This is a genomic window from Streptococcus sp. 27098_8_12 (assembly GCF_041432115.1).
GTDB classification, from domain to species: Bacteria; Bacillota; Bacilli; order Lactobacillales; family Streptococcaceae; genus Streptococcus; species Streptococcus parasanguinis_V.
The window spans coordinates 26,935-52,160 of the sequence record NZ_JAPVZA010000004.1 but is presented as its reverse complement, the minus strand read 5'-3'; the positions used below and the strand labels follow the sequence as shown (position 1 = coordinate 52,160).

Annotated in this window: 31 protein-coding genes and 2 tRNA genes; all 33 read left to right on the top strand. The window is 42.0% G+C overall.

Translation table 11 applies throughout. The features are described from left to right. The first annotated feature begins 133 nt into the window (after nucleotides 1-133). The 33 genes from truA (at nucleotide 134) to O3629_RS02300 (ending at nucleotide 24,967) form a co-directional block, all read left to right on the top strand. The gene (truA, locus tag O3629_RS02460; protein WP_195487434.1) at nucleotides 134-880 is read left to right on the top strand and encodes a tRNA pseudouridine(38-40) synthase TruA; all 747 of its coding nucleotides are present in this window, start codon (nucleotides 134-136) and stop codon (nucleotides 878-880) included. After that, nucleotides 873-1,634, top strand: a complete 762-nt coding sequence (locus O3629_RS02455) for a bifunctional hydroxymethylpyrimidine kinase/phosphomethylpyrimidine kinase (RefSeq protein ID WP_195487435.1) — start codon at nucleotides 873-875, stop codon at nucleotides 1,632-1,634. The genes truA and O3629_RS02455 overlap by 8 nt, the downstream gene beginning before the upstream one ends. Then, nucleotides 1,624-2,094, top strand: a complete 471-nt coding sequence (locus tag O3629_RS02450; RefSeq protein ID WP_003010175.1) for an ECF transporter S component — start codon at nucleotides 1,624-1,626, stop codon at nucleotides 2,092-2,094. The genes O3629_RS02455 and O3629_RS02450 overlap by 11 nt, the downstream gene beginning before the upstream one ends. Nucleotides 2,095-2,097: 3 nt before the next feature. Next, complete coding sequence (locus tag O3629_RS02445; protein ID WP_195487436.1) at nucleotides 2,098-2,661, top strand: TIGR01440 family protein; 564 nt, start codon at nucleotides 2,098-2,100, stop codon at nucleotides 2,659-2,661. A 128-nt stretch (nucleotides 2,662-2,789) separates the two neighbouring features. After that, nucleotides 2,790-4,073, top strand: a complete 1,284-nt coding sequence (tig, locus tag O3629_RS02440) for a trigger factor (RefSeq protein ID WP_021154454.1) — start codon at nucleotides 2,790-2,792, stop codon at nucleotides 4,071-4,073. Nucleotides 4,074-4,299: 226 nt separating this feature from the next. After that, on the top strand, nucleotides 4,300-4,884 hold the full coding sequence (gene rpoE / locus O3629_RS02435) for a DNA-directed RNA polymerase subunit delta (protein ID WP_021154455.1): 585 nt from the start codon (nucleotides 4,300-4,302) through the stop codon (nucleotides 4,882-4,884). Between the two features lie 261 nt (nucleotides 4,885-5,145). Then, a complete protein-coding gene (locus O3629_RS02430; RefSeq protein ID WP_155168135.1) occupies nucleotides 5,146-5,841 on the top strand; it encodes a B3/4 domain-containing protein in 696 nt (231 codons plus the stop codon). A 173-nt stretch (nucleotides 5,842-6,014) separates the two neighbouring features. Then, nucleotides 6,015-7,628: a CTP synthase gene (locus O3629_RS02425; RefSeq protein WP_155168137.1), complete on the top strand. Its 1,614-nt coding sequence runs from the start codon at nucleotides 6,015-6,017 to the stop codon at nucleotides 7,626-7,628. Nucleotides 7,629-7,752: 124 nt separating this feature from the next. Beyond that, nucleotides 7,753-7,838 (top strand) — tRNA-Leu (locus O3629_RS02420). Nucleotides 7,839-7,918: 80 nt separating this feature from the next. Then, the gene (locus O3629_RS02415; protein ID WP_049482645.1) at nucleotides 7,919-8,371 is read left to right on the top strand and encodes a hypothetical protein; all 453 of its coding nucleotides are present in this window, start codon (nucleotides 7,919-7,921) and stop codon (nucleotides 8,369-8,371) included. Nucleotides 8,372-8,715: 344 nt separating this feature from the next. Then, nucleotides 8,716-9,597, top strand: coding sequence for a class II fructose-bisphosphate aldolase (locus O3629_RS02410; protein WP_003004573.1), 882 nt, complete (start codon nucleotides 8,716-8,718; stop codon nucleotides 9,595-9,597). 84 nt (nucleotides 9,598-9,681) lie between these two features. Beyond that, the gene (locus tag O3629_RS02405; protein ID WP_049486083.1) at nucleotides 9,682-10,620 is read left to right on the top strand and encodes an alpha/beta fold hydrolase; all 939 of its coding nucleotides are present in this window, start codon (nucleotides 9,682-9,684) and stop codon (nucleotides 10,618-10,620) included. Between the two features lie 51 nt (nucleotides 10,621-10,671). Continuing rightward, nucleotides 10,672-11,226 carry a histidine phosphatase family protein gene (locus O3629_RS02400; RefSeq protein WP_024055415.1) on the top strand — a complete coding sequence of 185 codons (555 nt, stop codon included), beginning with the start codon at nucleotides 10,672-10,674 and terminating at the stop codon, nucleotides 11,224-11,226. A 66-nt stretch (nucleotides 11,227-11,292) separates the two neighbouring features. Then, nucleotides 11,293-11,640: a hypothetical protein gene (locus tag O3629_RS02395; protein ID WP_024055414.1), complete on the top strand. Its 348-nt coding sequence runs from the start codon at nucleotides 11,293-11,295 to the stop codon at nucleotides 11,638-11,640. Nucleotides 11,641-11,677: 37 nt separating this feature from the next. Further along, nucleotides 11,678-12,076, top strand: a complete 399-nt coding sequence (locus O3629_RS02390) for a hypothetical protein (RefSeq protein ID WP_021154464.1) — start codon at nucleotides 11,678-11,680, stop codon at nucleotides 12,074-12,076. A gap of 53 nt (nucleotides 12,077-12,129) precedes the next feature. Next, nucleotides 12,130-12,537 carry a hypothetical protein gene (locus tag O3629_RS02385; protein WP_014712923.1) on the top strand — a complete coding sequence of 136 codons (408 nt, stop codon included), beginning with the start codon at nucleotides 12,130-12,132 and terminating at the stop codon, nucleotides 12,535-12,537. A gap of 380 nt (nucleotides 12,538-12,917) precedes the next feature. After that, the gene (locus tag O3629_RS02380) at nucleotides 12,918-13,910 is read left to right on the top strand and encodes an ATP-binding cassette domain-containing protein (RefSeq protein WP_021154465.1); all 993 of its coding nucleotides are present in this window, start codon (nucleotides 12,918-12,920) and stop codon (nucleotides 13,908-13,910) included. A gap of 1 nt (nucleotide 13,911) precedes the next feature. Next, nucleotides 13,912-14,730: an ABC-2 family transporter protein gene (locus O3629_RS02375; RefSeq protein ID WP_003017344.1), complete on the top strand. Its 819-nt coding sequence runs from the start codon at nucleotides 13,912-13,914 to the stop codon at nucleotides 14,728-14,730. 1 nt (nucleotide 14,731) lies between these two features. After that, entirely contained in the window at nucleotides 14,732-15,517 is a 786-nt protein-coding gene (locus tag O3629_RS02370; protein WP_155168139.1) for an ABC transporter permease, read from the top strand. 100 nt (nucleotides 15,518-15,617) lie between these two features. Continuing rightward, nucleotides 15,618-15,690: transfer RNA gene (locus O3629_RS02365), tRNA-Thr, on the top strand. A 200-nt stretch (nucleotides 15,691-15,890) separates the two neighbouring features. After that, a complete protein-coding gene (locus tag O3629_RS02360; RefSeq protein WP_049475132.1) occupies nucleotides 15,891-16,202 on the top strand; it encodes a hypothetical protein in 312 nt (103 codons plus the stop codon). Nucleotides 16,203-16,502: 300 nt separating this feature from the next. After that, nucleotides 16,503-16,949, top strand: a complete 447-nt coding sequence (locus tag O3629_RS02355) for a LytTR family DNA-binding domain-containing protein (protein ID WP_003004160.1) — start codon at nucleotides 16,503-16,505, stop codon at nucleotides 16,947-16,949. 4 nt (nucleotides 16,950-16,953) lie between these two features. Beyond that, a complete protein-coding gene (locus O3629_RS02350) occupies nucleotides 16,954-17,649 on the top strand; it encodes a hypothetical protein (protein ID WP_070595583.1) in 696 nt (231 codons plus the stop codon). Nucleotides 17,650-17,767: 118 nt separating this feature from the next. Beyond that, a complete protein-coding gene (rpmB, locus tag O3629_RS02345; RefSeq protein WP_001140948.1) occupies nucleotides 17,768-17,956 on the top strand; it encodes a 50S ribosomal protein L28 in 189 nt (62 codons plus the stop codon). A gap of 311 nt (nucleotides 17,957-18,267) precedes the next feature. Further along, entirely contained in the window at nucleotides 18,268-18,633 is a 366-nt protein-coding gene (locus O3629_RS02340) for an Asp23/Gls24 family envelope stress response protein (RefSeq protein ID WP_003004393.1), read from the top strand. Between the two features lie 2 nt (nucleotides 18,634-18,635). Then, nucleotides 18,636-20,300, top strand: coding sequence for a DAK2 domain-containing protein (locus O3629_RS02335; protein ID WP_014712937.1), 1,665 nt, complete (start codon nucleotides 18,636-18,638; stop codon nucleotides 20,298-20,300). A 283-nt stretch (nucleotides 20,301-20,583) separates the two neighbouring features. Next, nucleotides 20,584-21,138: an SP0191 family lipoprotein gene (locus O3629_RS02330; RefSeq protein ID WP_155168141.1), complete on the top strand. Its 555-nt coding sequence runs from the start codon at nucleotides 20,584-20,586 to the stop codon at nucleotides 21,136-21,138. 135 nt (nucleotides 21,139-21,273) lie between these two features. After that, on the top strand, nucleotides 21,274-21,465 hold the full coding sequence (locus tag O3629_RS02325) for a hypothetical protein (RefSeq protein ID WP_023027681.1): 192 nt from the start codon (nucleotides 21,274-21,276) through the stop codon (nucleotides 21,463-21,465). Next, complete coding sequence (locus tag O3629_RS02320) at nucleotides 21,462-21,659, top strand: hypothetical protein (RefSeq protein ID WP_049505906.1); 198 nt, start codon at nucleotides 21,462-21,464, stop codon at nucleotides 21,657-21,659. Before O3629_RS02325 ends, O3629_RS02320 begins: the two co-directional genes overlap by 4 nt. Continuing rightward, nucleotides 21,646-22,563 carry an ABC transporter ATP-binding protein gene (locus O3629_RS02315; protein WP_371608661.1) on the top strand — a complete coding sequence of 306 codons (918 nt, stop codon included), beginning with the start codon at nucleotides 21,646-21,648 and terminating at the stop codon, nucleotides 22,561-22,563. Before O3629_RS02320 ends, O3629_RS02315 begins: the two co-directional genes overlap by 14 nt. Beyond that, a complete protein-coding gene (locus O3629_RS02310; RefSeq protein ID WP_371608660.1) occupies nucleotides 22,532-23,272 on the top strand; it encodes an ABC transporter permease in 741 nt (246 codons plus the stop codon). The genes O3629_RS02315 and O3629_RS02310 overlap by 32 nt, the downstream gene beginning before the upstream one ends. After that, the gene (locus tag O3629_RS02305) at nucleotides 23,269-24,366 is read left to right on the top strand and encodes a sensor histidine kinase (protein WP_070660832.1); all 1,098 of its coding nucleotides are present in this window, start codon (nucleotides 23,269-23,271) and stop codon (nucleotides 24,364-24,366) included. The genes O3629_RS02310 and O3629_RS02305 overlap by 4 nt, the downstream gene beginning before the upstream one ends. A 1-nt stretch (nucleotide 24,367) precedes the next feature. Beyond that, a complete protein-coding gene (locus O3629_RS02300) occupies nucleotides 24,368-24,967 on the top strand; it encodes a response regulator transcription factor (protein WP_049485788.1) in 600 nt (199 codons plus the stop codon). The last annotated feature ends 259 nt before the right edge of the window (nucleotides 24,968-25,226 follow it).

The following is a 25,226-nucleotide window of genomic DNA, read 5'->3' as shown; positions in this document are numbered from 1 at the left end:
TGCTCGACAATCCAAAAATAATTGAGAGGCTAGGACTTTTGTCCCAGCCTCTTTTTGTGCTTGCAAAACTGTACCCGGACAGTTTGGTTTTTTCACTCTTGTAACCCCTTCTATATCTTGCTAAAATAGAACCATGACACGATACAAAGCAACCATTTCATATGATGGGACCTTGTTTGCAGGGTTTCAACGCCAACCGCATGCCCGTAGTGTGCAAGAGGAAATCGAGAAGACCTTGACGCGCCTCAATCAAGGAACCCCTGTTACCGTTCATGGAGCGGGGCGAACGGATTCCGGTGTCCATGCTCTTGGCCAGGTGATTCATTTTGATCTCCCCCAAGCGCGGGACGAGGAGAAGCTTCGCTTTGCCCTCGATACCCAAACCCCAGAGGATATTGATTTCGTCCGGGTGGAGCAAGTAGCAGATGACTTTCACTCACGCTATAAGAAGCACAGCAAGACCTATGAATTTATCGTGGATTATGGTCGTCCCAAGAACCCCATGATGCGCCACTATGCGACCCACTACCCTTATCCTTTGGATGTGGAAAAGATGCAAGCAGCCATCCAAAAGTTGGAGGGAACCCATGATTTTAGCGGTTTCACAGCTTCAGGAACCAGTGTGGAAGACAAGGTTCGTACGATTACAGAGGCTCGCTTGATCGAGGATGCAGAACATCATCGCCTTGTCTTTACCTTTTCGGGCAATGGTTTTCTCTACAAGCAAATCCGCAATATGGTGGGAACTTTGTTGAAGATCGGAAATGATCGGATGCCGATCGAGCAGATCGATCTAATTTTAGAAAAGAAGGACCGCAATCTAGCAGGTCCTACAGCAGCGCCAAATGGTTTATATTTAAAGGAGATCCGTTATGAGTAATGAATTGATTCTAGCTATTTCAGGAAATGATATTTTTAGTGGAGGAGGTCTTCACGCAGACCTTGCAACCTATACAACCAACAAACAGCATGGTTTTGTAGCGGTGACTTGTTTGACCGCTATGACGGAGCATGGTTTTGAAGTGATTCCAGTGGATTCAACGACCTTTGCTCAACAGCTCAACTCTCTCAAGGATGTTCCTTTCTCTGCTATTAAACTCGGCCTCTTGCCAAATGTTGAAGTGGCAGACCTAGCTTTGGACTATGTCAAAGCTCATGCAGATATCCCAGTAGTGCTCGATCCTGTCTTGGTCTGCAAGGAAAGCCATGATGTGGAAGTGTCAGCCCTTCGAGATGAATTGATCAAGTTCTTCCCTTATGTGACCATCATTACACCAAATTTACCAGAGGCTGAGATCTTGACCCAAAGCAAGATTCAATCGCTCGATGATATGAAGGAGGCTGCTCGTAAGCTCCATGAATTGGGAGCAGCGAATGTCGTGGTCAAAGGGGGCAATCGTCTCAATAAAGAAAAGGCCATCGATGTCTTTTATGACGGACAAGATTTTACAATCTTTGAAGAGCCAGTCCTAGAAAAGAACAATACAGGGGCTGGTTGTACCTTTGCGTCTAGCATTTCCAGCCAGTTGGTAAAAGGGAAATCACCGCTTGAAGCTGTTAAAGCCTCTAAAGACTTTGTCTTCCAAGCGATTCAACATTCAGACCAGTATGGAGTAGTACAATATGACATCTAATCGAACTCAACTCATTGCCCGCCTTTCCATTTTGACAGCCTTGACAGTTGTACTTGGCTACTATACCAAACTTCCAACTCCTACAGGGATCGTCACCCTGCTAGATCTTGGAGTGTATTTCACAGCCTTCTATTTTGGGCGCAAGGAAGGTGCTATTGTAGGTGGTGTCGGAGCCTTCCTACTTGACCTGATTTCAGGCTATCCTCAGTGGATGTTCTTTAGCCTCCTCTTTCACGGGGGACAAGGCTATTTCGCTGGCTTCAAGGGAAAAGCTCGTTACCTAGGCTTGCTCCTTGCGACAGTCGTCATGGTAGGTGGTTACGCACTAGCTTCTGCTCTCTTTTTAGGCAATGGCTGGGGTGCTGCTATCTCGGACATTCCGAATAACCTTGCTCAGAATTTTGTTGGGATGGCTTTAGGCTATGTGGTCTATTATGCATTTCAAAAGAAAGGAAGCTAATTCATGGATCTGGAGCAACTGAAGAAGGATACGAAAGAAATCCTGGTAGATGTCTTGGAAAAAAGCCGTCTCCGCCAAGGACAGATTCTAGTCCTCGGGATGTCTTCAAGTGAAGTTGCAGGAGGACAAATTGGAAAGGCCTCCAACATCGATATTGCTGAAGCTATTGTCCAGACCTTGCTAGATGAGTTGAATCCAAGAGGGATTTATCTGGCGGTACAAGGATGTGAGCATCTCAATCGCGCCTTGGTGGTTGAAAGAGAATTGGCGGACAAGAAGGAGTTAGAAATCGTCAATGTCCTTCCGAGTCTCCATGCAGGAGGTGCTGGACAACTCGCAGCTTTCAAGTATTTTAAGGATCCTGTTGAAGTAGAATTCATCACAGCTCAAGCGGGGTTAGACATCGGAGATACCTCAGTAGGGATGCATGTCAAACACGTGCAAGTTCCGATTCGCCCTATCATGCGTGAGCTAGGTGGAGCCCATGTCACAGCCCTTGCCAGTCGGCCAAAATTGATCGGCGGCGCCCGTGCTCTCTACCTCGATGATCCCATCCGAAAATCATAATCAGAACTAGCTTTTAAGGGCTAGTTTTTTTGGATGAAAAGAGAGGCGAAAATGTTTTAAAACTTGCAATTTCAAAGTTTTGTGGTAAAATTATAAGGAATGACTATATTATTTTAAGGAGAGACAGAATGTCTGTATCATTTGAAAACAAAGAAACTAACCACGGTGTATTGACTTTCACAATCAGCCAAGAGCAAATCAAACCTGCTTTGGACCGTGTGTTTGAGTCAGTTAAGAAAACTTTGAACGTACCTGGATTCCGTAAAGGTCATATTCCACGTCCAATCTTCAACCAACGTTTTGGTGAAGAAGCACTTTACCAAGATGCTTTGAACGATCTTCTTCCAGCAGCATATGAAGCAGCTGTTAAAGAAGCTGGAATCGAAGTTGTAGCACAACCAACTTTTGATGTTGTATCTATGGAAAAAGGTCAAGACTGGACATTGACAGCAGCTGTTGTAACAAAACCTGAAGTAAAATTGGGTGCTTACAAAGACCTTGAAGTATCAGTAGAAGTTTCTAAAGAAGTAACAGACGCTGATGTGGATGCTCGTATCGAACGCGAACGCAACAATTTGGCTGAATTGGTTGTTAAAGAAGGTGCTGCAGCAGAAGGCGACACAGTTGTGATCGACTTCGTAGGTTCTATCGATGGTGTTGAATTCGACGGTGGTAAAGGTGACAACTTCTCACTTGGACTTGGTTCAGGTCAATTCATCCCAGGTTTCGAAGACCAATTGGTTGGACACTCTGCTGGTGAAACAGTTGACGTCATCGTAACCTTCCCAGAAGACTACCAAGCAGCTGACCTTGCAGGTAAAGAAGCGAAATTCGTGACAACTATCCACGAAGTAAAAGCAAAAGAAGTACCAGCTCTTGACGATGAATTGGCAAAAGATATCGACGAAGAAGTTGAAACTCTTGCTGAATTGAAAGAAAAATACCGCAAAGAGTTGGCGGAAGCTAAAGAAGAAGCATACAACGATGCAGTAGAAGCAGCAGCGATCGATCTTGCAGTTGAAAATGCTGAAATCGTTGAACTTCCAGAAGAAATGATCCACGAAGAAGTACACCGTTCAATCAACGAATTCCTTGGAAATATGCAACGTCAAGGAATCTCACCTGAAATGTATTTCCAAATTACTGGAACAACTCAAGATGATCTTCACAAACAATATGAAGCAGAAGCTGAAAGCCGCACTAAGACAAACCTCGTGGTTGAAGCAGTAGCCAAAGCAGAAGGCTTCGAAGCAACTGAAGAAGAAATCAACGCTGAAATCGAACAATTGGCAGCAGATTACAACATGCCAGTTGAACAAGTTCGCAACCTTCTTTCACCAGAAATGTTGAAACATGACATCACAGTGAAGAAAGCAGTGAACGTAATCACAAGCACAGCAAAAGTAAAATAATTGAGATTAAAAAGAAGAGCCGTGAGGCTCTTCTTTTTTCTGATTTCGTGGAGAATCCTGGAATTTTCCTTTGACGAAAGGGGAAATTTATCGTACAATAGAGTGTAACGATAAAATGCGTGATAGATTTAGTGACGAGAAGTTTTCAATCTATCATTGAGGATAGGATGAGGTTGAAGACCGGATCCTTCTCCATTTAGGAAATGAAACATAAGGAGATTTACCCTTGGAATTAGAAGTATTTGCTGGACAAGAAAAAAGTGAACTTTCTATGATTGAAGTGGCGCGTGCGATTTTGGAATTACGCGGACGTGACCATGAAATGTACTTTAGCGATCTTGTAAATGAAATTCAAAATTACCTTGAAAAATCAAACAGCGAGATCCGTGAAGCCCTCCCATTGTTCTACACAGAATTGAATGTAGATGGAAGTTTTATCCCACTTGGAGATAACAAATGGGGTCTTCGTTCATGGTATGCCATCGATGAAGTTGACGAAGAAATCATCGCTCTTGAAGAAACAGACGAAGATGAAGCTCCTAAGAAACGGAAGAAAAAACGTGTCAATGCCTTCATGGATGGAGACGAAGATGCGATCGACTACAACGACGATGATCCAGAAGACGAAGAAGTTTACGAAGCAGATCCAGCTCTTTCATATGATGAAGAAAATCCAGATGATGAAAAGAGTGAAGTCGAAGCTTACGATGCTGAAATCAATGAAATCGTACCAGATGATTTGGGTGAGGAAGTTGAATTAAGCGAAGAAGACGACGAAGAAGAGGATTCTGAAGACGAGGAAGAAGAATAAATCATACGAAGAGGCTGGGACAAAAGTCCTAGCCTCTCAATTGTTTTTGGATTGTCGAGCAAGACGCAGTGGTTGAGTGGGCTCTACTACGCTGATTTCATCAGCTTTTACAGCCCTACTCAACTGTGCGGAGGTGGGACGACGAAATCGAATTCTAACGAATTACCGATTTCTGTCCCACTCTCTTTTTGTTTGCATTGAAAAAAGTGGCGAAATGGCATATAATAAACGTGTAAGGTTTCCCAATAGGAGGTGTTCCAGATGGACTTTCGTTTAGATCAAAGTTTAGTAGCTCTTGGTATTGATACGGTTGTGGTCGGAATTGCTAGAAATGTGGATCCTCAAGCAGTTTTGCCCCCTTCTTTTATTGAAAAGAAGAAAGCGCTTGAACAATGGGCGCTCCAGTGTCAGACAGAAGAAGTAGTGGCATCTCCTGTCATTAAAGGGTATACAGACCTCTTGCAAAAAGTAGGGCGTAGCATCAAGAAAAATCCCCCAACAGTCCTAGCTCTCATCCGAAACATCCAGCATCGAGGTGCTCTTCCTCAGATCAATAGCATCATCGATGTCTATAATGTCGAATCTCTGAAGTCTTTTCTCGCGATCGGAGGACATGACCTAGATAAGATTGAGGGACCGATTGAATTTACAGTGAGTCAAAGAGACGATCTCTTCCTCCCTATCCTTTCTAGTGAAAAACATGTCGCACCGACAGACCCTGTCTACCGGGATCAAAAAGGAGTTCTGGCTTGGTTGGATGTACGCGATAGTGACCATTACAAATTTGAGGAGACTACGCAAAACGCCCTCTTTGTCATCCAAGGAAATACCGAGACGTCAGTCGAGATGCGTTTAGAATCGCTAGAACGAATCCACAAGGACCTTGCTCTTTGCATGCCTCAGCTTCAATTTGAGAAATTTCTCGTCACACAAAATGGCGTGGAAAAGGTCGTGTAAACAGCGAAAATCATTTTCATGAAATTTTCAATTTGACAAAGTAGACCATTTGCGGTAAGATATTGTTCGGGCACCTCATTTTGAGGTCGGAGCTCCCTAAGGATTAGGGGGCTATTTTTGTTTTTTCTGCAAAGGGGAATGGCCTCTACAACATTAGAAGAAGAGGAAAGCACATGTCAACAAAATATATTTTTGTCACGGGTGGTGTCGTATCATCCATCGGAAAAGGGATTGTCGCAGCAAGTCTTGGTCGCTTGCTTAAAAATCGTGGATTGAAAGTGACGATCCAAAAATTTGACCCTTATATCAATATCGACCCAGGGACGATGAGTCCTTACCAACACGGGGAAGTATTTGTCACAGACGATGGTGCAGAGACAGACTTGGACCTTGGTCACTATGAACGCTTTATTGATATCAATCTGAATAAGTACTCAAATGTGACGACAGGGAAAATTTATAGTGAGGTCCTTCGTAAGGAACGCCATGGAGAATACTTGGGCGCGACGGTACAGGTCATTCCTCATATCACAGATGCCTTGAAAGAGAAGATCAAACGGGCAGCGACGACGACAGATTCAGATGTTATCATCACAGAAGTCGGAGGAACAGTTGGAGATATTGAGTCCCTTCCATTCCTTGAAGCTCTTCGTCAAATGAAGGCAGATGTTGGGGCTGAAAATGTTATGTACATCCACACCACCCTTCTTCCTTACTTGAAGGCTGCTGGTGAAATGAAAACCAAGCCGACCCAACACTCAGTGAAAGAATTGCGTGGTCTTGGGATTCAACCAAATATGTTGGTCATCCGTACAGAAAAACCAGTTGGTCAAGGAATTAAAAACAAGTTGGCTCAATTCTGTGATGTCGCACCAGAAGCTGTCATTGAGTCACTGGATGTGGAACATTTGTACCAAATCCCATTGAACTTGCAAGCACAAAATATGGACCAAATCGTTTGTGACCATTTGAAATTGAATGTTCCTACAGCAGATATGACAGAATGGTCTGCGATGGTCGATAAGGTCATGAGCCTCAAGAAACAGGTCAAGATTGCCTTGGTGGGCAAATACGTAGAATTGCAAGATGCCTACATCTCAGTTGTAGAGGCTTTGAAACACTCTGGATATGCCAATGATGCTGAAGTCAAGATTAATTGGGTCAATGCCAATGATGTGACAGCCGAAAATGTGGCAGAACTCCTTGGAGATGCTGATGGAATCATCGTCCCAGGTGGTTTTGGTCAACGGGGAACAGAAGGAAAAATTCAAGCCATCAAGTATGCGCGTGAACAGGACGTCCCAATGTTGGGTGTCTGCTTGGGTATGCAGTTAACCTGTATCGAATTTGCCCGTCACGTTTTAGGCTTGGAAGGGGCTAATTCATCCGAATTGGATCCAGAAACCAAGTATCCGATTATCGATATCATGCGAGACCAGATCGACGTGGAAGATATGGGAGGAACGCTCCGTCTCGGTCTTTACCCTTCTAAACTCAAACGAGGATCAAAAGCAGCTGCAGCCTATGACAATCAAGAAGTGGTACAACGTCGCCACCGTCACCGTTATGAGTTTAACAATGCTTTCCGTGAACAGTTCGAAGAAGCAGGATTTGTCTTCTCAGGCGTTTCACCAGACAACCGTTTGGTCGAAATCGTTGAAATCCCAGAAAACAAATTCTTTGTTGCTTGCCAATACCACCCAGAATTGTCAAGCCGTCCAAACCGCCCAGAAGGACTTTACACAGCCTTTATCACAGCGGCAGTTGAAAACCACGATAGCAAATAAAAATCAAGGGATCAGGTCGAGAAACCTGATCCCTTTTTGTGAAAAAATGACAAACCCTGAAAAAAGTTTGAAAAAAATCTTGACAAAAAAGTTGTTGATTGATATACTAGTAAAGTACTCAATCGCGGGGATGGCGGAATTGGCAGACGCGCAGGACTAAGGATCCTGTGACCGCTTTAGGTCGTGAGGGTTCAAGTCCCTCTCTCCGCATCGGATCAAGATAGCTTTGGCTATCTTTTTTTGTTTTCAAATTTCTTTGTGGTAGAATAGGTGTGAGATGAGGTGAGAAAATGAAGAAGAAGTATCTGGTTTTGGTCGATGGCCTCTTTGCACTATTGGGAAGTGCCATTAATTTTTTCGGTCCTATCATGATTTTAGCTATGGCGATAGGCGCATACAAGGATACTTTTAGATATTTTATCGCCTTAAACATATGGAATGTCCTCGTTTTTCTAGCAGCGATTGCTTCTAAGTGTTTGCTCAGAAAAGAGAAAAGGATTAAAAAGTGGATTCCCAATCTTTTCTTGATGGCAGGCTTTATTCTACTTGTTGCGATATTTCTTGCTGTACCTGACACCTTTCCTTTTCTTTTTAGATTGGTAAACGGGCTTCTTGGAAAAATGTTCACCGACAGTCAATTATTTGCTGCTTATTTCTATTCTCAATGGGTTGCAGCGGTATCCCTTGTGATTTGCGGGATCGCCTTTCTCCTTTCACTAAAAAATTTTAAAGAAGAGAATTGAGAGTGGGACAGAAATCGGTCATTCGTTAGAATTCGATTTCGTCGTCCCACCTCCGCACAGTTGAGTAGGGCTGTAAAAGCTGATGAAATCAGCGTAGTAGAGCCCACTCAACCACTGCGTCTTGCTAGAAAATCCAAAAATAATTAAGAGACTAGGACTTTTGTCCCAGCCTCTTTTCCTTATTTGCTAGGATGAAAGTCTTAGGAGTTAGGAGATTCCACCCTATTTATCGTAAGAAAGCGCTTAAAGACACAGGAAAAACTAGCAATTTCATCTAAAAAGTGATAAAATAAACAATGTAAGTGGGATTAACCCCATAAAAATTTATAGGAGGCCTATAACAAATGGCAATCGTTTCAGCAGAAAAATTTGTCCAAGCAGCTCGTGACAATGGTTATGCAGTTGGTGGATTTAACACAAACAACCTTGAGTGGACTCAAGCTATCTTGCGTGCAGCAGAAGCTAAGAAAGCTCCAGTACTTATCCAAACTTCTATGGGTGCTGCTAAATACATGGGTGGTTACAAAGTATGTAAAGCCCTTATTGAAAACCTTGTAGAATCAATGGGTATTACTGTACCAGTTGCTATTCACCTTGACCATGGTCACTACGACGATGCTCTTGAATGTATCGAAGCTGGTTACACTTCAATCATGTTTGACGGTTCACACCTTCCAGTTGAAGAAAACCTTAAATTGGCGAAAGATGTCGTTGAAAAAGCTCATGCTAAAGGTATCTCAGTAGAAGCTGAAGTTGGTACTATCGGTGGTGAAGAAGACGGTATCATCGGTGACGGTGAATTGGCACCAATCGAAGACGCTAAAGCAATGGTTGCTACAGGAATCGACTTCTTGGCGGCAGGTATCGGTAACATCCACGGTCCTTACCCAGCAAACTGGAAAGGTCTTCACCTTGACCACTTGCAAAAATTGACTGAAGCTGTTCCAGGATTCCCAATCGTATTGCACGGTGGATCAGGTATCCCTGATGATCAAATCCAAGCAGCTATCAAACTTGGTGTTGCAAAAGTTAACGTGAACACTGAATGCCAAATCGCATTTGCAAATGCTACTCGTCAATTCGTACGTGAATACGATGCAAACGAAGCAGAATACGACAAGAAGAAACTCTTCGACCCACGTAAATTCTTGAAACCAGGTTTCGAAGCAATTACTGCAGCTGTTGAAGAACGTATCGACGTATTCGGTTCAGAAGGCAAAGCTTAATTAAAAACAGGAAAGCAAGGTCCCATGTGGATCTTGTTTTTTTGTTTGGGAAAGGTTGCTTCCAGGGGTTAATTTTTGTACAATATGCCTATGAAAAAATTCAAACTGTGGAGCTGGATCGTTTGTGGCTTTCTCCTGCTCTTTTTAGGTGCTACATTTGTTTTTCATCAATTTAGTTTACGAAATGAAAGTAAGCTTCTCACACCCATTGGTAAACAAGTTACAGTCAATGGACATCGAATGAATGTCTCTGTTAAAGGAGAAGGACCTCAAACAATCGTTTTTCTTTCCGGTGCAGGTATCGCCTCTCCTATCCTAGACTTTAAGAATCTATCAGATCCCCTATCCAAAAAATACAAGGTTGTTGTCGTGGAGCGAGCAGGATATGGTTTTAGTGAAGATAGTGATCGTTCAAGAGATGTGATGGAGGTCCTTTCTGAGACCCGTCAAGCTTTGGCGCAAGCTCATGTTTCAGGTCCTTATGTGATTATTTCGCATTCTATGGCTAGTTTAGAGAGTCTTGCTTGGCAGGAGAAGTTTCCTGATGAAGTGAAAGCTTTGATTGGTTTAGATTGGGCATTGCCATCAAGTTATGAAGATTTAAAGGAGAATCAGACCTTGCTCACTGTGGCATATTGGAGCAGCAAGATTGGCTTATTACGCTACTTTCCTGAGTCCTTATATATAAAAAATCAAACTCTGATCGAAAGTGAACGAAAACAATATAAACTTCTAGCTTATAAGCAGTTGATGTCACAAGCTATGTTTCATGAATCGCGTTTGGCAAAGGAAAATGCCAAGAAAGTTCCATCTAGCATTAATCCGAAAATTCCAGCCTTACTCCTGGTTTCTAACGGTGAAGGCACGACCTTTAGCCAATCAGAGTGGCAACGTTATGCAGAGAGATTTGCAAGCGACCAGTCTAATGTTCAAGTCGACTATATGGATGCGCCTCACGACCTCTATCATTATCAAAGCGATGCTATTGTTTCTCGCATTAAAGAATTTTTAGAGAATAATTGAGGGCTTAAAAATCCATTGAGACTGATGATAATAATTGAAAGGTAATGACTTATGAATAATTCTTATATTTTACTTAGACATGCTCATTCAAGATTTTCAAGTGATGATTTTAATAGAACTTTGTCAGAAAAAGGATTTTCATCTCTTAATCAGTTAGATTTTTTGAATTCTTTTAATATTGATTATTATTTTTCTAGTCCTTATAAACGAGCATTTGAAACGATTAATAGCTCGCCAATTCAATTTGATAAAATAGTTCTTGATAATCGGTTACGAGAGCGAAAATTATCCTCAAGATTTATTGAAGATACTGAGTTTGAAAAAACAATTCAATATTTATGGCAAAATCCAGATAAATCTCTTATTGGAGGAGAGTCCAATCGAGAAGCATTAAATAGAATTTTAGATTTATTTGAGGACTTGGAAGAAAGGTACTCAGATAAAACCATTTTACTGAGTTCTCATGGAAATTTGCTAGGAATCTTAATCAATCATTTTGATTCAAGTTTTGATTATAAAAAATGGGGACAGATGACTTTTCCAGATTGCTTTCTAGTTGACAAAGATAAGAGTGTGAAAAGAATTATGAAAGTTACATCTAGGTAATCATTTAGTTCAATCTATGTGATTTTATTTTCTGTTATTACAAATAGAATTGAAGGAAAAATAGCCATGATATTCGATCAGTCCTTGCAAGCCTACCTACATGAAGTAGATGATGTTCTTGTAGCTTGGGAAGAAAAACCAAGTGGAAACTTTGAGATGGAAGCTCAGTTGCTTGCAGCCAATTACCATAAAAATCTTTACCGTATTCTTGCATTTATACTGCCTCATTTACAAGAATTTTATGGGTATTTCACAGATGAAGAAGCTACTGAAAAATTGGGTAAACCCATCATCGAGCCAGAAAGACAAACCGTTACTTTCTGCGATCAAACTTTTGATGATATTCATATCTTTTCTTTTGACTATCAGGGGCAGGCATTTGAGAGTCTGGAGAATTTTGCCATTGATGGTTAAGGTCTGTTTTCAGTTTTAAAAAGAAGGAGAGAGACTGATGAGTACTGCTGATTTTGTCTTTATTGAGAGTAAAGACCCCATATTCCTAGATTTACAAGCCTTTTGTACTGCTTTGAGAGAAAAATTTCCAGGTATTTTGATCAGAGAAAGGACGAATCCTGAAAAAGCTTACTCGCTTTCTTGGGATTATCAAAGTCCTCAGCTTACTTTGGAAAGTTCACTGAGTAGCAAGAAAAATGTTTTTGTGATTGATTACTTTGATTCAACGAACAGGTTACAAGATTATGCCTCCTATATCATCTGGCTTCGGAAATGGTTTCCACCTGAAGAGAAAGTTTCCTTTTGTGATGAAGGTTATGAGTATGTGTTTGAACTTCCTAGTGATTTATCCCAAAAGGAGTTGGAAAACTACTTACGAACAAGGTTTGATGAGTGAAGAAGAAGTTCAAAAACGAATAATGATATGGAAAAGTTGAAAAGGAGAATCAGATGCTTACTAAAGATGATATGTTAGTTGCTTTGCATGATGCAATTACTGAAGACCAAGAATTTGAGTTGGCAGACGAGATTGTAGATGCCATGGAGGCTTACCCTCAACCCTTTGATTTGGTTGACCCCGTCTTAGACTTTATTTCCAAGCATCCAGAAGTAGATTTTGGAGCTCCAGGTGAGTTGGTTCACTTTGTGGAGCGATTTTATCATCAAGGCTATGAGGAATTATTGATGGAGTCAGTTCTAAAAAGTCCAACTGTGCATAACATCTGGATGCTTCATCGATGCTATAATGACAATGATCCAAATCTAGTCCGGCAGATTCAGACTTTGGTTGGAGAACTGAAGAAGGATAAGACTCTTGATTCACAAGTAAGAAGCATGATTGAAGACTTAACTTGGTAGAGGGAGGTGATGCAGCATCACCTTTTTATCTTTTCTTAGGGATAAAAATTTTCGATATAAATTAACACTTGTTTTCCGTAGACATTTGCACTATAAAAGGGTGTTATTAGGGCTTTCTTTCCTTATGTTGAAAAAGAAGGCAGTTTTTTTGGTATTTTAAGGAAACGATGAAACCAGAATTTTTGCTTAAAAGTATTATTTTAAGAGAAAAATTTCTCATTTCATAATCAATAAGCAAACGCTTGCATTCTTTTTTTTATTGGATTATAATAGGTTGGTATAAAGCCTTCTGTAATAATATTTAGAAAGTGTAGAAAGTAAGGATTTAGAATATTTGTGGTCAAAAATACAATGTTGCTTCTTACGATAGGGAGATAGATATGGCAATGATAGAAGTGGAACATCTTCGGAAAAATTTTGTGAAGACAGTTAAGGAGCCGGGGTTAAAGGGAGCCTTGCGCTCCTTTATTCATCCTGAAAAGCAGACCTTTGAAGCGGTCAAGGATTTAACTTTTGAAGTTCCAAAAGGACAGATTTTAGGATTTATCGGGGCAAATGGTGCTGGGAAGTCAACCACCATCAAAATGCTGACAGGAATTTTGAAGCCCACATCTGGCTTTTGTCGGATTAACGGCAAGATTCCCCAGGATAATCGCCAAGATTATGTCAAGGATATTGGAGTCGTTTTCGGACAACGCACCCAGCTATGGTGGGATTTGGCTTTGCAAGAGACCTACACGGTTTTGAAAGAGATCTATGATGTACCGGACTCGCTTTTCCATAAGCGCATGGACTTTTTGAATGAAGTTTTGGATTTGAAGGAATTTATCAAGGATCCTGTGCGGACTCTTTCACTAGGTCAACGGATGCGGGCGGATATTGCGGCTTCCTTGCTTCACAATCCCAAAGTTCTCTTTTTAGATGAACCGACTATTGGTTTGGATGTGTCGGTCAAGGACAACATTCGTCGGGCCATTACCCAGATTAATCAGGAGGAAGAGACAACTATTCTCTTGACTACTCATGATTTGAGTGATATTGAGCAACTCTGTGATCGGATTTTTATGATTGATAAGGGGCAAGAGATTTTTGATGGAACGGTTAGCCAGCTCAAGGAGACCTTTGGCAAGATGAAGACTCTCTCCTTTGACCTGACGCCAGGTCAAAATCATCTAGTCTCTCATTATGAGGGCTTGCCTGATATGTCCATTGATAGACAAGGAAATACTCTCAATATTGAATTCGATAGTTCCCGCTACCAGTCGGCCGATATTATCAAGCAAACCTTATCTGATTTTGAGGTCCGTGATTTGAAGATGGTAGATACGGATATTGAAGATATTATCCGTCGCTTCTATCGAAAGGAGCTCTAAGATGGTCAAATTGTGGAGACGTTATAAACCCTTTATCAATGCAGGGATTCAGGAGTTGATTAGCTATCGAGTCAACTTTATTCTTTATCGGATTGGCGATGTCATGGGTGCTTTTGTGGCTTTTTATCTATGGAAGGCTGTCTTTGATTCCTCCCAGGAGCCTTTGATTCAGGGCTTCAGTATGGCGGATATCACCCTCTACATCATCATGAGTTTTGTGACTAATCTTCTGACTAGGTCGGATTCTTCCTTTATGATTGGTGATGAGGTCAAGGATGGTTCCATTATCATGCGCTTGTTGCGACCAGTGCATTTTGCGGCTTCTTACCTCTTTACGGAGCTTGGTTCCAAGTGGTTGATTTTTATCTCTGTTGGACTGCCATTTTTAAGTGTCATTGTTTTGATGAAAATCTTATCTGGGCAAGGGATTGTAGAAGTGCTGGGACTAACTACCCTTTATCTTTTTAGCTTAACGCTGGCCTATCTGATTAACTTTTTCTTTAATATCTGCTTTGGATTTTCAGCCTTTGTATTTAAAAATCTTTGGGGTTCCAACCTACTTAAGACTTCCATAGTGGCCTTTATGTCTGGGAGTTTGATCCCCTTGGCTTTCTTTCCAAAGGTCATTTCAGATATTCTGTCCTTCTTACCTTTCTCATCCTTAATTTACACTCCGGTCATGATTATTGTTGGAAAATACGATGCTAGTCAGATTCTTCAAGCACTTTTGCTTCAGCTTTTCTGGCTTATAGTGATGGTGGGCTTGTCTCAGTTGATTTGGAAACGAGTCCAGTCATTTATCACCATTCAGGGAGGTTAGTATGAAAAAATATCAACGCATGCATCTGATTTTTATCAGACAGTATATCAAGCAAATCATGGAATACAAGGTAGATTTTGTGGTTGGTGTGTTGGGAGTCTTTCTGACTCAAGGCCTGAACCTCTTGTTTCTCAATGTCATCTTTCAACACATTCCCTCCCTAGAAGGTTGGACTTTTCAAGAAATTGCCTTTATCTATGGATTTTCCTTAATTCCAAAGGGACTAGATCATCTCTTTTTTGACAATCTCTGGGCTTTAGGTCAACGACTAGTTCGAAAAGGGGAGTTTGACAAGTATCTGACTCGTCCTATCAATCCTCTCTTTCACATCCTGGTTGAGACCTTTCAGATTGATGCCTTGGGTGAACTTTTGGTCGGTGGGATTTTACTAGCGACAACGGCGACTAGCATTGCTTGGACTCTTCCAAAATTCCTGATTTTTCTAGTTTGTATTCCTTTTGCGACCTTGATTTATACTTCCTTGAAAATTGCTACAGCCAGCATCGCTTTTTGGACCAAGCAGTCAGGTGCTATGATTTACATTTTCTATATGTTTAATGATTTTGCCAAGTACCCGATTTCCATTTACAATTCGCTCCTTCGTTGGTTAATTAGCTTTATTGTACCTTTCGCCTTTACGGCCTACTATCCTGCCAGCTATTTCTTGCAGGACAAAGACGGGCTCTTCAACATTGGTGGTTTGATTCTAATTTCCCTTGTCTTCTTTGTTATTTCTTTGAAACTATGGGACAAGGGCTTAGATGCCTACGAAAGTGCGGGTTCGTAAGAGGAAGAATCTCAAAGCCTTGTCTCAGGAAAGGCTTTTTCTAATGGAGATGAAAATTTCTTGACATCTATTCTCAGAGTGCTATACTAAGAAGGTAATCGCCGATTTAGCTCAGTTGGTAGAGCAACGCACTCGTAACGCGTAGGTCACAGGTTCGATCCCTGCAATCGGCATAGAAAAAATCTGCTTTGAAGGAGCGAGACGATGAATAATGGTGATCACATATTCGTTCGGTCTCGCTCCTTCTTTTGACCGCATAGGCGCCATTTTTGACCACTTAGTCAAAAGTCCTTGTCTCCGTAGGAGCTCTCTGCTATCATAGAATTATCAAAGGAAGAAACACTTCCGAATATTGAAAACGAGGTATATGATGATGAAAAAATTACTTGGACTTGGATTGATTCTTGCTGCTCTTGCAGTTGTGGTAATGGGAATGGTTGGCTTTCCAAAGATCGATGTGAATATCTGGCCTTTGTTCCCTGTTCTCTTATTTGCTTTCTTTACACTTGAAAATCTCTTGAAAAAAGATTACAAGGCAAGTGTTATCTGCGCCTTGATCGCATTTATGATCGCAAATGCGATTTACGATGTCCTGCCGGTTTCAAATGGTCTGGTCATCACAGCAGGTGTGCTCGCTTGCCTGGGTCTTAGTTTTCTTTTACCGGACAAGGAAAGCAATAAATAAAGAAAGGAGGCTGGGATAAAAGTCCTAGCCTCTCAATTGTCTTTGGATTGTAGAGCAAGACGCAGTGGTTGAGTGGGCTCTACTACGCTGATTTCATCAGCTTTTACAGCCCTACTCAACTGTGCGGAGGTGGGACGACGAAATCGAATTCTAACGAATTACCGATTCCTGTCCCGCTCTCTTTTTTACTTCTCAAATACGACCTCTTGATGGGGAAAATGTGCCACTTACTGAAAAGCCCTTGTTTTGTTTTCAACAGCTGTTATAATGGTACTATCAAAACGTTGGGAAAGGAGTTTTATGAAAGTTAGAATCGAATTGGATCCATCAATGGATGAGCCTGAGATCTTGATTCGAGCTCCGCGCTTGACCCCGGAGTTGACCCAGCTGCAAGAGAGAATCTTAGAACAAAAGGTTGCTCCTTTAGCCTTCTACAAGGATCGAAGTGAGTATTTTCTAGATGTGGCATCGATCCTCTTTTTTGAGACGGACGGGGAGAAGATTTTTGGGCACACCAAGGACGAGGCCTATGAGGTCAAGCAGAAGCTCTATGAGTTGGAGGAGTTGCTTCCCATCGCCTTTTGTCGGATATCCAAATCCACCATTGTCAACGCCAAGCAGATCTACTCTCTGGAAAAGTCTTTTTCAGGAACCAGCACGGTCAATTTCTATCAGACCCATAAGCAGGTTCACGTATCCAGACGCTACTATCAACTCTTAAAAGAACGACTAAATGAAATGAGGTAATATCATGAGAAAAAAATTAATCGGAGTATTCTTAATCCTTTTAGCAGCCTTAATCCTTTTACAGGGCTATTTTGTAAAATGGGACATCAGCATCTGGACCTTAGCTTGGGTTACCTTGCTTGCCGTCCTGTCCCTCTCTAGTTTCTTAAAACGCCATTTTGGTTGGGGCTTCATCTATGGACTTTTAGCCCTCTTTTGTCTCAATGGGCAATACCATTTCCTCCCAATTTCAAATTCAGTTGTCATCCTTTCCTCAATTCTCGCTGTGATTGGGCTCAACATTTTGTTTAAACCCTCTAAGAAAACAAAAGCCCGCCTAGCTTCCTATTCTGCTGGGTCCATGAGTAAGTCGGATGGCAATGACATTGATGTCACTTTTTCAACAGTGACAAAATATCTCAATGACCAACACTTTACCCGCGGAAGTGCAGATGTGAGTATGGGCGAAGCATCGGTGTATTTTGACAATTGCCGCATCGAGGGTCCATCTGCTCAGTTTGTTGTCGATGTTTCCCTTGGAAGTTTGAGTCTCTATGTACCAAGTGATTGGCGTGTCCATGTAAATGTGGATAATTCCCTCTCAGCGATCCAACATCAGGAAAATCCAAGTGCTCTGACAAGCAAGGATTTCTACATTACGGGCGATGTTTCCTTAGGAAATCTGGAAATTATCTATGTCGGAGCGAATTCGTTTTCTTAAGTCGGAAATGAAAAACTTTGGCCAAAAGCTTGCCAAGAGAGATTTTTTTTGGTAATATAGTACGGTATGTGGTGCTAGCACATCCGTTATATTAGATCTAATAGGAGGAAACACAGAAATGGCTAAAGTATGTTATTTCACAGGTCGTAAGACTGTATCAGGTAACAACCGTTCACACGCTATGAACCAAACAAAACGTGCCGTAAAACCAAACCTTCAAAAAGTAACTGTCCTTATCGATGGTAAACCTAAAAAAGTTTGGGCTTCAGCTCGTGCATTGAAATCTGGTAAAGTAGAACGCGTTTAATAAAGAAAAAAGGCTGGACATAAAGTGTCCAGCCTTCGCTTTTTGATAGGAATAGTAGCATGACGCAGTGTTTGGTTGGAACTACTCATGTTTGAAACATTCGTACTTCCTAATCAACTGTGCGGGGGTGGGAAAATTGAAAAGGTTTGGGGAACCTTTTCAACTTTTTTTATTTTACGGAGTTCTTTCCCACTCCCTTTTCTTTTTCTCTAGAGACAGCTGTCACAGCGGGTGAAGAATAGTCCCTACCCTTTTACAGTTGACCTCTTTTATGGTAAAATAGAATATAAAATACTTTTGAGGTAGAAATTATGACAGTAAAAATCAATACAAAGGACGGTCAAATTGAATTGACTGATGAGGTTATCGCAACTGTTGTAGGCGGTGCCGCTACTGAGATCTTCGGTGTGGTTGGAATGGCTAGCAAAAATGCGATCAAAGATAATTTCCAAGCCCTCCTAGGGAAAGAAAACTTCTCTAAAGGTGTTGTTGTCAAAACAACGGAAGCAGGAACTATCGCAGTTGATGTTTACACTGTTTTGAGCTATGGAACAAAGATTAGCGAAGTCTCAAAAAATATTCAAGAACGTGTGAAATTTAGTTTGGAAAATCAACTTGGAATCACTACGGATACTGTGAATGTCTATATTCAAAATATCAAGATTGTGGGAGAATAATCGTGGCTAATATTACTACAAGTTTATTTCAAGAAATGGTTCAAGCGGGGGCTACGCGCTTAAATAAACAAGCGGAATATGTAAACTCTTTGAACGTTTTTCCTGTACCAGACGGGGACACAGGAACCAATATGGGAATGACCATCGAAAATGGGGCCAAAGAAGTATCTGACCGTTCTGCATCAACTGTTGGAGAAGCGGCAGGGATCTTCGCTAAAGGTCTCTTGATGGGTGCGCGTGGGAACTCAGGAGTCATCACTTCTCAATTGTTCCGCGGATTTTCTCAAAGTGTCAAAGACAAAGAAGAATTGGATGGAGCAGCACTTGCAGCAGCCTTCCAATCTGGGGTAGAAGTTGCTTATAAAGCTGTTATGAAGCCGGTTGAAGGAACCATTTTGACGGTTTCTCGTGGGGCAGCTATCGGGGCTAAGAAAAAAGCAGAATCTACCAACGATGCAGTGGAAGTGATGCGTGCCGCTCTTGAAGGAGCTAAAACTGCTCTTGCGAAGACTCCAGATATGTTGCCAGTCTTGAAAGAAGTTGGCGTGGTAGACTCTGGTGGTCAAGGGTTGGTCTTCATCTATGAAGGATTCTTGTCAGCCTTGACAGGTGAATTTATTGCTTCTGAAGAGTTCCAAGCAACACCTGCAACCATGTCAGAAATGATCAATGCAGAACACCACAAGTCAGTTGCTGGCCATGTGGCTACTGAAGACATCAAGTTTGGTTACTGTACAGAAATCATGGTCGCTTTGAAACAAGGTCCAACCTATGTCAAAGACTTCGATTACGATGAATTCCGTAACTATTTGAACAACCTTGGGGATTCCCTATTGGTGGTGAATGACGATGAGATTGTCAAAGTTCACGTCCATACAGAAGATCCAGGTCTTGTCATGCAAGAAGGTCTTAAGTACGGAAGCTTGGTCAAGGTGAAAGTCGACAACATGCGCAACCAACACGAAGCGCAAGTTGAAAAAGAAGAACGTCAAGCCAAACCAGTTGAAGAAAAAGAATATGCCATCATCGCAGTAGTTGCTGGTGACGGATTGGCTGATATCTTTAAAGCGCAAGGAGTTGATTACATCATCTCTGGTGGTCAAACCATGAACCCATCAACAGAAGACTTTGTCAAAGCGGTTGAAGAGTTGAATGCGCGCAACATCATTATCTTGCCAAACAACAAAAATATCTTGATGGCGGCTCAATCTGCAGCAGAAGTGATTGATCAACCTGCAGCAGTTGTTGAGACCAAGACTATCCCTCAAGGATTGACTAGTCTTCTTGCCTTTGATGAAAGCAAGTCGATCGAAGAAAACTACGAACGCATGAGCGCTTCATTGGGTGATGTTGCGTCTGGTAGTGTGACAACAGCGGTTCGCGATACCACTATTGATGGGCTTGAAATCCATGAAAATGATAATCTTGGAATGGTCGATGGCAAAATCGTTGTTTCAAATCCAGATATGATGGAAACCTTGGAAGAAACATTCGCTCATATGTTGGATGAAGACAGTGAAATTGTGACCATCTATGTCGGTGAAGACGGCAGTGAGGAGTTGGCAAATGAATTGGCCCAAGCCCTTGCTGAAAAATACGAAGATGTAGAAGTAGAAATCCACCAAGGTGGCCAACCTGTCTACCCATACTTGTTTAGTGTAGAATAATTGAACAGAAGGTTCCTTTCGGAACCTTTTTTGTATATAGAAAAACGAGGAGATTCCCTATGAAATCAGCGTGATTCAGAGGGATTGAGACTGAAGTGAACCCTCCACTGAGGCTTTATTCGTGAGAAAAAGGGGTTTTTGCAAAAAGTCTCACATTCATCAGTTTTTTATTCAAAATGAAGGGCTTGAAATGAGGGGGAAATGGTTTGAAAAGTGGAGTTTTTAGACAAGAAAGACGCGATATGTTATACTGATAACAGTATGTGAAAGGAGAGTTATAAAAATGAAGAAATTTTTTGTAACCCTTGGGCTAGCCATTTTGGTATTGACTGGTTGTTCGCAATCCCAAACAAAGAAAACAACACCCGCTAGCTCTTCTAGCAGTTCCTCTGTTAAAAAAGAAGTAAAAAATGAAGAAAAAACCACAACCTTAGTTGGAGATATCAAGGGAACAAAACACCGTGATATCATCAAATCTAAGGGAGATAAGGTTGAAAACCTTCGCATCGAAGTGACAGCTGATCTGCCCCAACAACTTGGGACCGTTGCAGCAGAGAAGTCACCTGAAGAACTCACAGCAGCTATTCAAGCTTTGTTGGAACAAAATGAAGACTACAAGAAGTTAAAAACCGTTCCCGGTTTTAGTTTGGAATACACAGTCACACCAGAGAAAAAATTGCTCTCAACCAGTGTGATTGACCTCAACCAAATTGACGCCAAGTCTCTTGAAGAAATTTCTTACTTCAAAGATGCTGGTCTCAATGATTTGAAAAACATGAAGGCAGATGCCTTGGTCAAGGCCTTGAAACTGCATGGCATGAAAGAAGAAGGTCAGTAAGAAGAATAGAAAAAGTCGAGTGAAGTCACTTGGCTTTTTTTAGTGACTTTTGTCATGTGAGCCAGTGACAAAATCATCTAGTGGCCTGTAATTCCTTTCGCTAGAATATAGTCAGAAAGTAAGAGGTAAGGAAAAATGAAACAATGGTTCTATAAAGTATTTACGTTAACAGTGGTGGGGATGGTCGTCTATTTAATCTTTTCAAAGGATGATAGTCTCTATTACCATTTCCCTTGGGAATTGTTTGCTGGGATTGGCATCATGAGCTGGGCGGTCCAAGAAGGTCTAAAAATGGTCAAGGCTGTTAAAAAGGAGATGGAGCAATGAAAAAGAAACTTGAAATTGGATTAGTAGCTGTTGTGTGTTTGCTCCTTTGGGTAACTGAGATGATGACAGGCTGGTTTTCTGCCCATTTTCCTAGCTGGTTTTTCCAAACAGTTTGGGGAGTGACCTTGGTCGTCTTTGTCATCATTCCAGCTGGTCAAATCTGGTTGAAAGGAGAGTCTCATGAGTGTCATTAGAGTAGAGAACTTGAACAAAAGTATCAAAGGAAAGGTGATCCTAGAAGATCTTTCTTTCACAGTGGAGAGAGGGGATTGCCTGGCCTTGATTGGGCCAAACGGGGCAGGGAAGACAACCTTGATGGATTGCCTCCTAGGAGATAGGAAGGCGACTTCTGGGATCATTGAAATAGAGGGGAAGGCTCCTGGTCATCCTCAGTTAAAGGCTAGTGTCTCTTATCTCCCTCAAGAGAATGCCATCGTGCAAAAGCTAACGGTGCAGGAACTGATCAACTTCTTTCGCTCCATTTATCCCAATCCCTTAACGGTCAATGACATCGATGATTTATTGCGTTTTAGTCTAGAACAAAAGAAGCAATTAGCCAGTAAGCTGTCTGGTGGGCAAAAACGTCTCCTATCCTTTGTTCTAACCTTGATTGGTCGTCCGAGTCTTTTGTTTTTGGATGAGCCAACGGCTGGAATGGATACGTCTACTCGCCAACGCTTTTGGGAGATTGTCGGGGATTTAAAGGAACAAGGCGTCACTATTGTCTATTCTTCCCATTACATTGAGGAAGTAGAGCATACAGCTGACCGGATCCTGGTCTTGCACCAGGGACGTTTGCTTCGAGATACGACTCCTCTCGCTATGAGAAGTGAAGAGGTAGAAAAACATTTTACCCTGCCTTTGCGATACCAAGCTCTAGTGGCAGGGATGGACGGAATTGGTCAAATGACTGTCAAACCTGATGCCCTTCAAGTTGTGACAGGCGATGCCAATCGTTTGTGGACTCGATTGCAAGAAGAAGGCTGTTCGATCCAAGAGATCGAAGTGACCAATCGAAGTTTATTGGATTCTATTTTTGAAAATACAAAGGAAGTAGGTAGAGAAGATGAAACGCATGAAAGCTCTTGGCGTGGTTGAGTGGCATTTGACCAGACGTCAAGCCATTTATTACTTGTTATCAATTGGGATGCCCACGGCTTTTTATCTCTTCTTTTCAGGGATGTACCAGGACACACCAGGGGCACCCGCTCACTTTATGAGGGATTATCTCCTCTCCATGACGGCTTTTTCCATGATGTCTACGGCTCTATTTTCTTTTCCAACAGTTCTTGAAACTGATCGACTCAATAATTGGCAAAAAGTCTTGCGCCATACTCCCGTATCTATGGTAGAATATTATCTAATAAAGGTTGTCGGTCTCTTTGTCGACTTTCTCCTATCCATTGTAGTTGTCTTCACCGTGGGTCATGTAGTGCGGCATGTGAATATGCCCTTGCAGGATTGGATCCTTGCAGCCTTCCTTCTCATCTTAGGAAGCCTGGCTTTTGTGGCTCTCGGTCTGGTCTTGACCCTGCTTCCTTCTAGTCAATTGATGTCTGTTGTAGGTAATCTCCTTTACATGGGACTGGCTGTCATGGGAGGGCTATGGATGCCGATTAGTCTCTTTCCAGAATGGATGCAAGCCATCGGCAAATGCTTACCAACCTATCAATTGATGGAACTGATTAAGACCTTTTTAAACAAGGGACAGGTTAATGTCTTTGCGAGTGTCTATTTAACCTTGTTTACCCTGGTCTTGTTTGCCCTTGTTATCATCTATCGTCGTCATTCTGAGGTTCGTTCATGATTGAAAAACTCAAACATATTCACCATATGTTTTACGTAGGCTTAATCTTTATGGCCTTTCCCTTTGCTTCTATTTTCTTAGGGCAGATTCCCTGGTGGCATTTCTTTTTAGCCATCTTCTTTATGATAAGCTATCTAGGAATCCTCATTACTGAAAATAAGAAACTGACCTGGCTTTTTTGGATTTATCTTCTACTTTATATTGCAGGAAATACCTTTTTTGTTGGAACTAGCTTTTGTTGGTTTTACTATTATCTGAGCAATATTTTGCTCTATCGTTTAGGGATTCGCGATTTTCGCTCGCCCTTTCTTTGGACGGCTGTTGGATCACTACTGATCCTTTTTGGAGCCCTGTTATTTAATAGGGAGATGAGAGAAAATGATTGGCTTTTTGTACTGATCATCTGCTTGTTCATCGCGATTATGACCTATAGTATGGCCCGGGCTGAGATGATGGAAGAGTTGAAAGCTGACCATGCCAAGCAAAATGCCCAGATCAATCTTTTGCTGGCAGAAAACGAGCGCCATCGGATTGGCCGTGATCTGCATGACAGTCTAGGACACACCTTTGCCATGCTGAGTGTCAAGGCGGACCTAGCTGATCAATTCTTGGCATTGGGCCAGGTTGAGAAGGCTAAGGAGCAGGTGCAAGAGATTCAAGCCATCAGTCAAGAGTCCATGCACCAAGTCCGAGAGATTGTCGAGAACTTGAAGCAGCGAACCCTGGCAAGAGAGCTAGAAACCGTCAAGCAAATGCTGGAAGTGGCGCAAGTAAAAGTGGAGATTCAAAATGAGCTTGATACAGCCAGCATCTCGCCGATTCTAGAATCTGCTCTGGCCATGGTATCTCTGGAATTAGCTACCAATATGATCAAACACGCCAAAGCGACGCAGGCTCTTCTCTCTTATCGCTCCACCGAGACAGGAGTGGAAATGGTCGCAGAAGACAATGGCATCGGCTTTGACAAAGTTTCCGACAAGGACCTGCACTCGATTCGCGAACGGATTGCCTTGTTGGGAGGAGAGCTGGAGATCAGTCATCAACACAAGCCGACCCGGATAGAAATACGGATCCCCTATCAAGAAAGGAAATAAGATGCGCTTATTAGTTGCTGAAGACCAAAGTATGTTGCGCGATGCTCTCTGTCAGCTCTTGCTCCTGCAAGAGGATGTGGAAGATGTCTTGCAGGCTGGCGATGGACAAGAAGCTATTCGCTTACTCGAAACCCATCCAGTTGATATTGCTATCCTAGATATTGAGATGCCCATCAAAACAGGGCTAGAAGTGTTGGAATGGGCCAAAAGCCAACAACCCCAGCTCAAGGTTGTCATCGTTACCACCTTTAAGCGGCCGGGCTATTTCGAGCGGGCCCTCAAGGCTGGAGTTGATGCCTATGTCTTGAAAGAACGTCGCATCACAGATTTAATGGCGACTCTTCATGCAGTATTAGCAGGGCAAAAAGAATATTCGCCTGAATTAATGGAAGGGATTTTGACCCATCCCAATCCTCTAAGCCCTCAAGAAAAGGCAGTTTTAAAAGAAGTCGCAAAAGGGGCTTCTAACCAAGAAATTGCTGATCGCTTATTCCTCTCAAACGGGACCATCCGCAATTATATGTCAACCATTCTGACCAAATTGGATGCGGAAAACCGGACTGAGGCAGCAAAAATTGCCCAAGAAAAGGGTTGGTTATAAGGAAGAAAAGAGAGTGGGACAGAAATCGGTAATTCGTTAGAATTCGATTTCGTCGTCCCACCTCCGCACAGTTGAGTAGGGCTGTAAAAGCTGATGAAATCAGCGTAGTAGAGCCCACTCAACCACTGCGTCTTGCTCGACAATCCAAAAACAATTGAGAGGCTAGGACTTTTGTCCCAGCCTCCTTTTTTTGTGATAGACTTAGCAATCCTGGAGAAACTCTCATTCTTCGGATTTGGATAGAAAATTCAGAAAATTT

Bases quoted from the DNA above. Each gene is read 5' to 3' on its own strand.
- truA (WP_195487434.1), top strand. From the start codon at position 134: ATGACACGATACAAAGCAACCATTTCATATGATGGGACCTTGTTTGCA.
- O3629_RS02455 (WP_195487435.1), top strand. From the start codon at position 873: ATGAGTAATGAATTGATTCTAGCTATTTCAGGAAATGATATTTTTAGT.
- O3629_RS02450 (WP_003010175.1), top strand. From the start codon at position 1,624: ATGACATCTAATCGAACTCAACTCATTGCCCGCCTTTCCATTTTGACA.
- O3629_RS02445 (WP_195487436.1), top strand. From the start codon at position 2,098: ATGGATCTGGAGCAACTGAAGAAGGATACGAAAGAAATCCTGGTAGAT.
- tig (WP_021154454.1), top strand. From the start codon at position 2,790: ATGTCTGTATCATTTGAAAACAAAGAAACTAACCACGGTGTATTGACT.
- O3629_RS02430 (WP_155168135.1), top strand. From the start codon at position 5,146: ATGGACTTTCGTTTAGATCAAAGTTTAGTAGCTCTTGGTATTGATACG.
- O3629_RS02425 (WP_155168137.1), top strand. From the start codon at position 6,015: ATGTCAACAAAATATATTTTTGTCACGGGTGGTGTCGTATCATCCATC.
- O3629_RS02415 (WP_049482645.1), top strand. From the start codon at position 7,919: ATGAAGAAGAAGTATCTGGTTTTGGTCGATGGCCTCTTTGCACTATTG.
- O3629_RS02410 (WP_003004573.1), top strand. From the start codon at position 8,716: ATGGCAATCGTTTCAGCAGAAAAATTTGTCCAAGCAGCTCGTGACAAT.
- O3629_RS02405 (WP_049486083.1), top strand. From the start codon at position 9,682: ATGCCTATGAAAAAATTCAAACTGTGGAGCTGGATCGTTTGTGGCTTT.
- O3629_RS02400 (WP_024055415.1), top strand. From the start codon at position 10,672: ATGAATAATTCTTATATTTTACTTAGACATGCTCATTCAAGATTTTCA.
- O3629_RS02395 (WP_024055414.1), top strand. From the start codon at position 11,293: ATGATATTCGATCAGTCCTTGCAAGCCTACCTACATGAAGTAGATGAT.
- O3629_RS02390 (WP_021154464.1), top strand. From the start codon at position 11,678: ATGAGTACTGCTGATTTTGTCTTTATTGAGAGTAAAGACCCCATATTC.
- O3629_RS02385 (WP_014712923.1), top strand. From the start codon at position 12,130: ATGCTTACTAAAGATGATATGTTAGTTGCTTTGCATGATGCAATTACT.
- O3629_RS02380 (WP_021154465.1), top strand. From the start codon at position 12,918: ATGGCAATGATAGAAGTGGAACATCTTCGGAAAAATTTTGTGAAGACA.
- O3629_RS02375 (WP_003017344.1), top strand. From the start codon at position 13,912: ATGGTCAAATTGTGGAGACGTTATAAACCCTTTATCAATGCAGGGATT.
- O3629_RS02370 (WP_155168139.1), top strand. From the start codon at position 14,732: ATGAAAAAATATCAACGCATGCATCTGATTTTTATCAGACAGTATATC.
- O3629_RS02360 (WP_049475132.1), top strand. From the start codon at position 15,891: ATGAAAAAATTACTTGGACTTGGATTGATTCTTGCTGCTCTTGCAGTT.
- O3629_RS02355 (WP_003004160.1), top strand. From the start codon at position 16,503: ATGAAAGTTAGAATCGAATTGGATCCATCAATGGATGAGCCTGAGATC.
- O3629_RS02350 (WP_070595583.1), top strand. From the start codon at position 16,954: ATGAGAAAAAAATTAATCGGAGTATTCTTAATCCTTTTAGCAGCCTTA.
- rpmB (WP_001140948.1), top strand. From the start codon at position 17,768: ATGGCTAAAGTATGTTATTTCACAGGTCGTAAGACTGTATCAGGTAAC.
- O3629_RS02340 (WP_003004393.1), top strand. From the start codon at position 18,268: ATGACAGTAAAAATCAATACAAAGGACGGTCAAATTGAATTGACTGAT.
- O3629_RS02330 (WP_155168141.1), top strand. From the start codon at position 20,584: ATGAAGAAATTTTTTGTAACCCTTGGGCTAGCCATTTTGGTATTGACT.
- O3629_RS02325 (WP_023027681.1), top strand. From the start codon at position 21,274: ATGAAACAATGGTTCTATAAAGTATTTACGTTAACAGTGGTGGGGATG.
- O3629_RS02320 (WP_049505906.1), top strand. From the start codon at position 21,462: ATGAAAAAGAAACTTGAAATTGGATTAGTAGCTGTTGTGTGTTTGCTC.
- O3629_RS02315 (WP_371608661.1), top strand. From the start codon at position 21,646: ATGAGTGTCATTAGAGTAGAGAACTTGAACAAAAGTATCAAAGGAAAG.
- O3629_RS02310 (WP_371608660.1), top strand. From the start codon at position 22,532: ATGAAACGCATGAAAGCTCTTGGCGTGGTTGAGTGGCATTTGACCAGA.
- O3629_RS02305 (WP_070660832.1), top strand. From the start codon at position 23,269: ATGATTGAAAAACTCAAACATATTCACCATATGTTTTACGTAGGCTTA.
- O3629_RS02300 (WP_049485788.1), top strand. From the start codon at position 24,368: ATGCGCTTATTAGTTGCTGAAGACCAAAGTATGTTGCGCGATGCTCTC.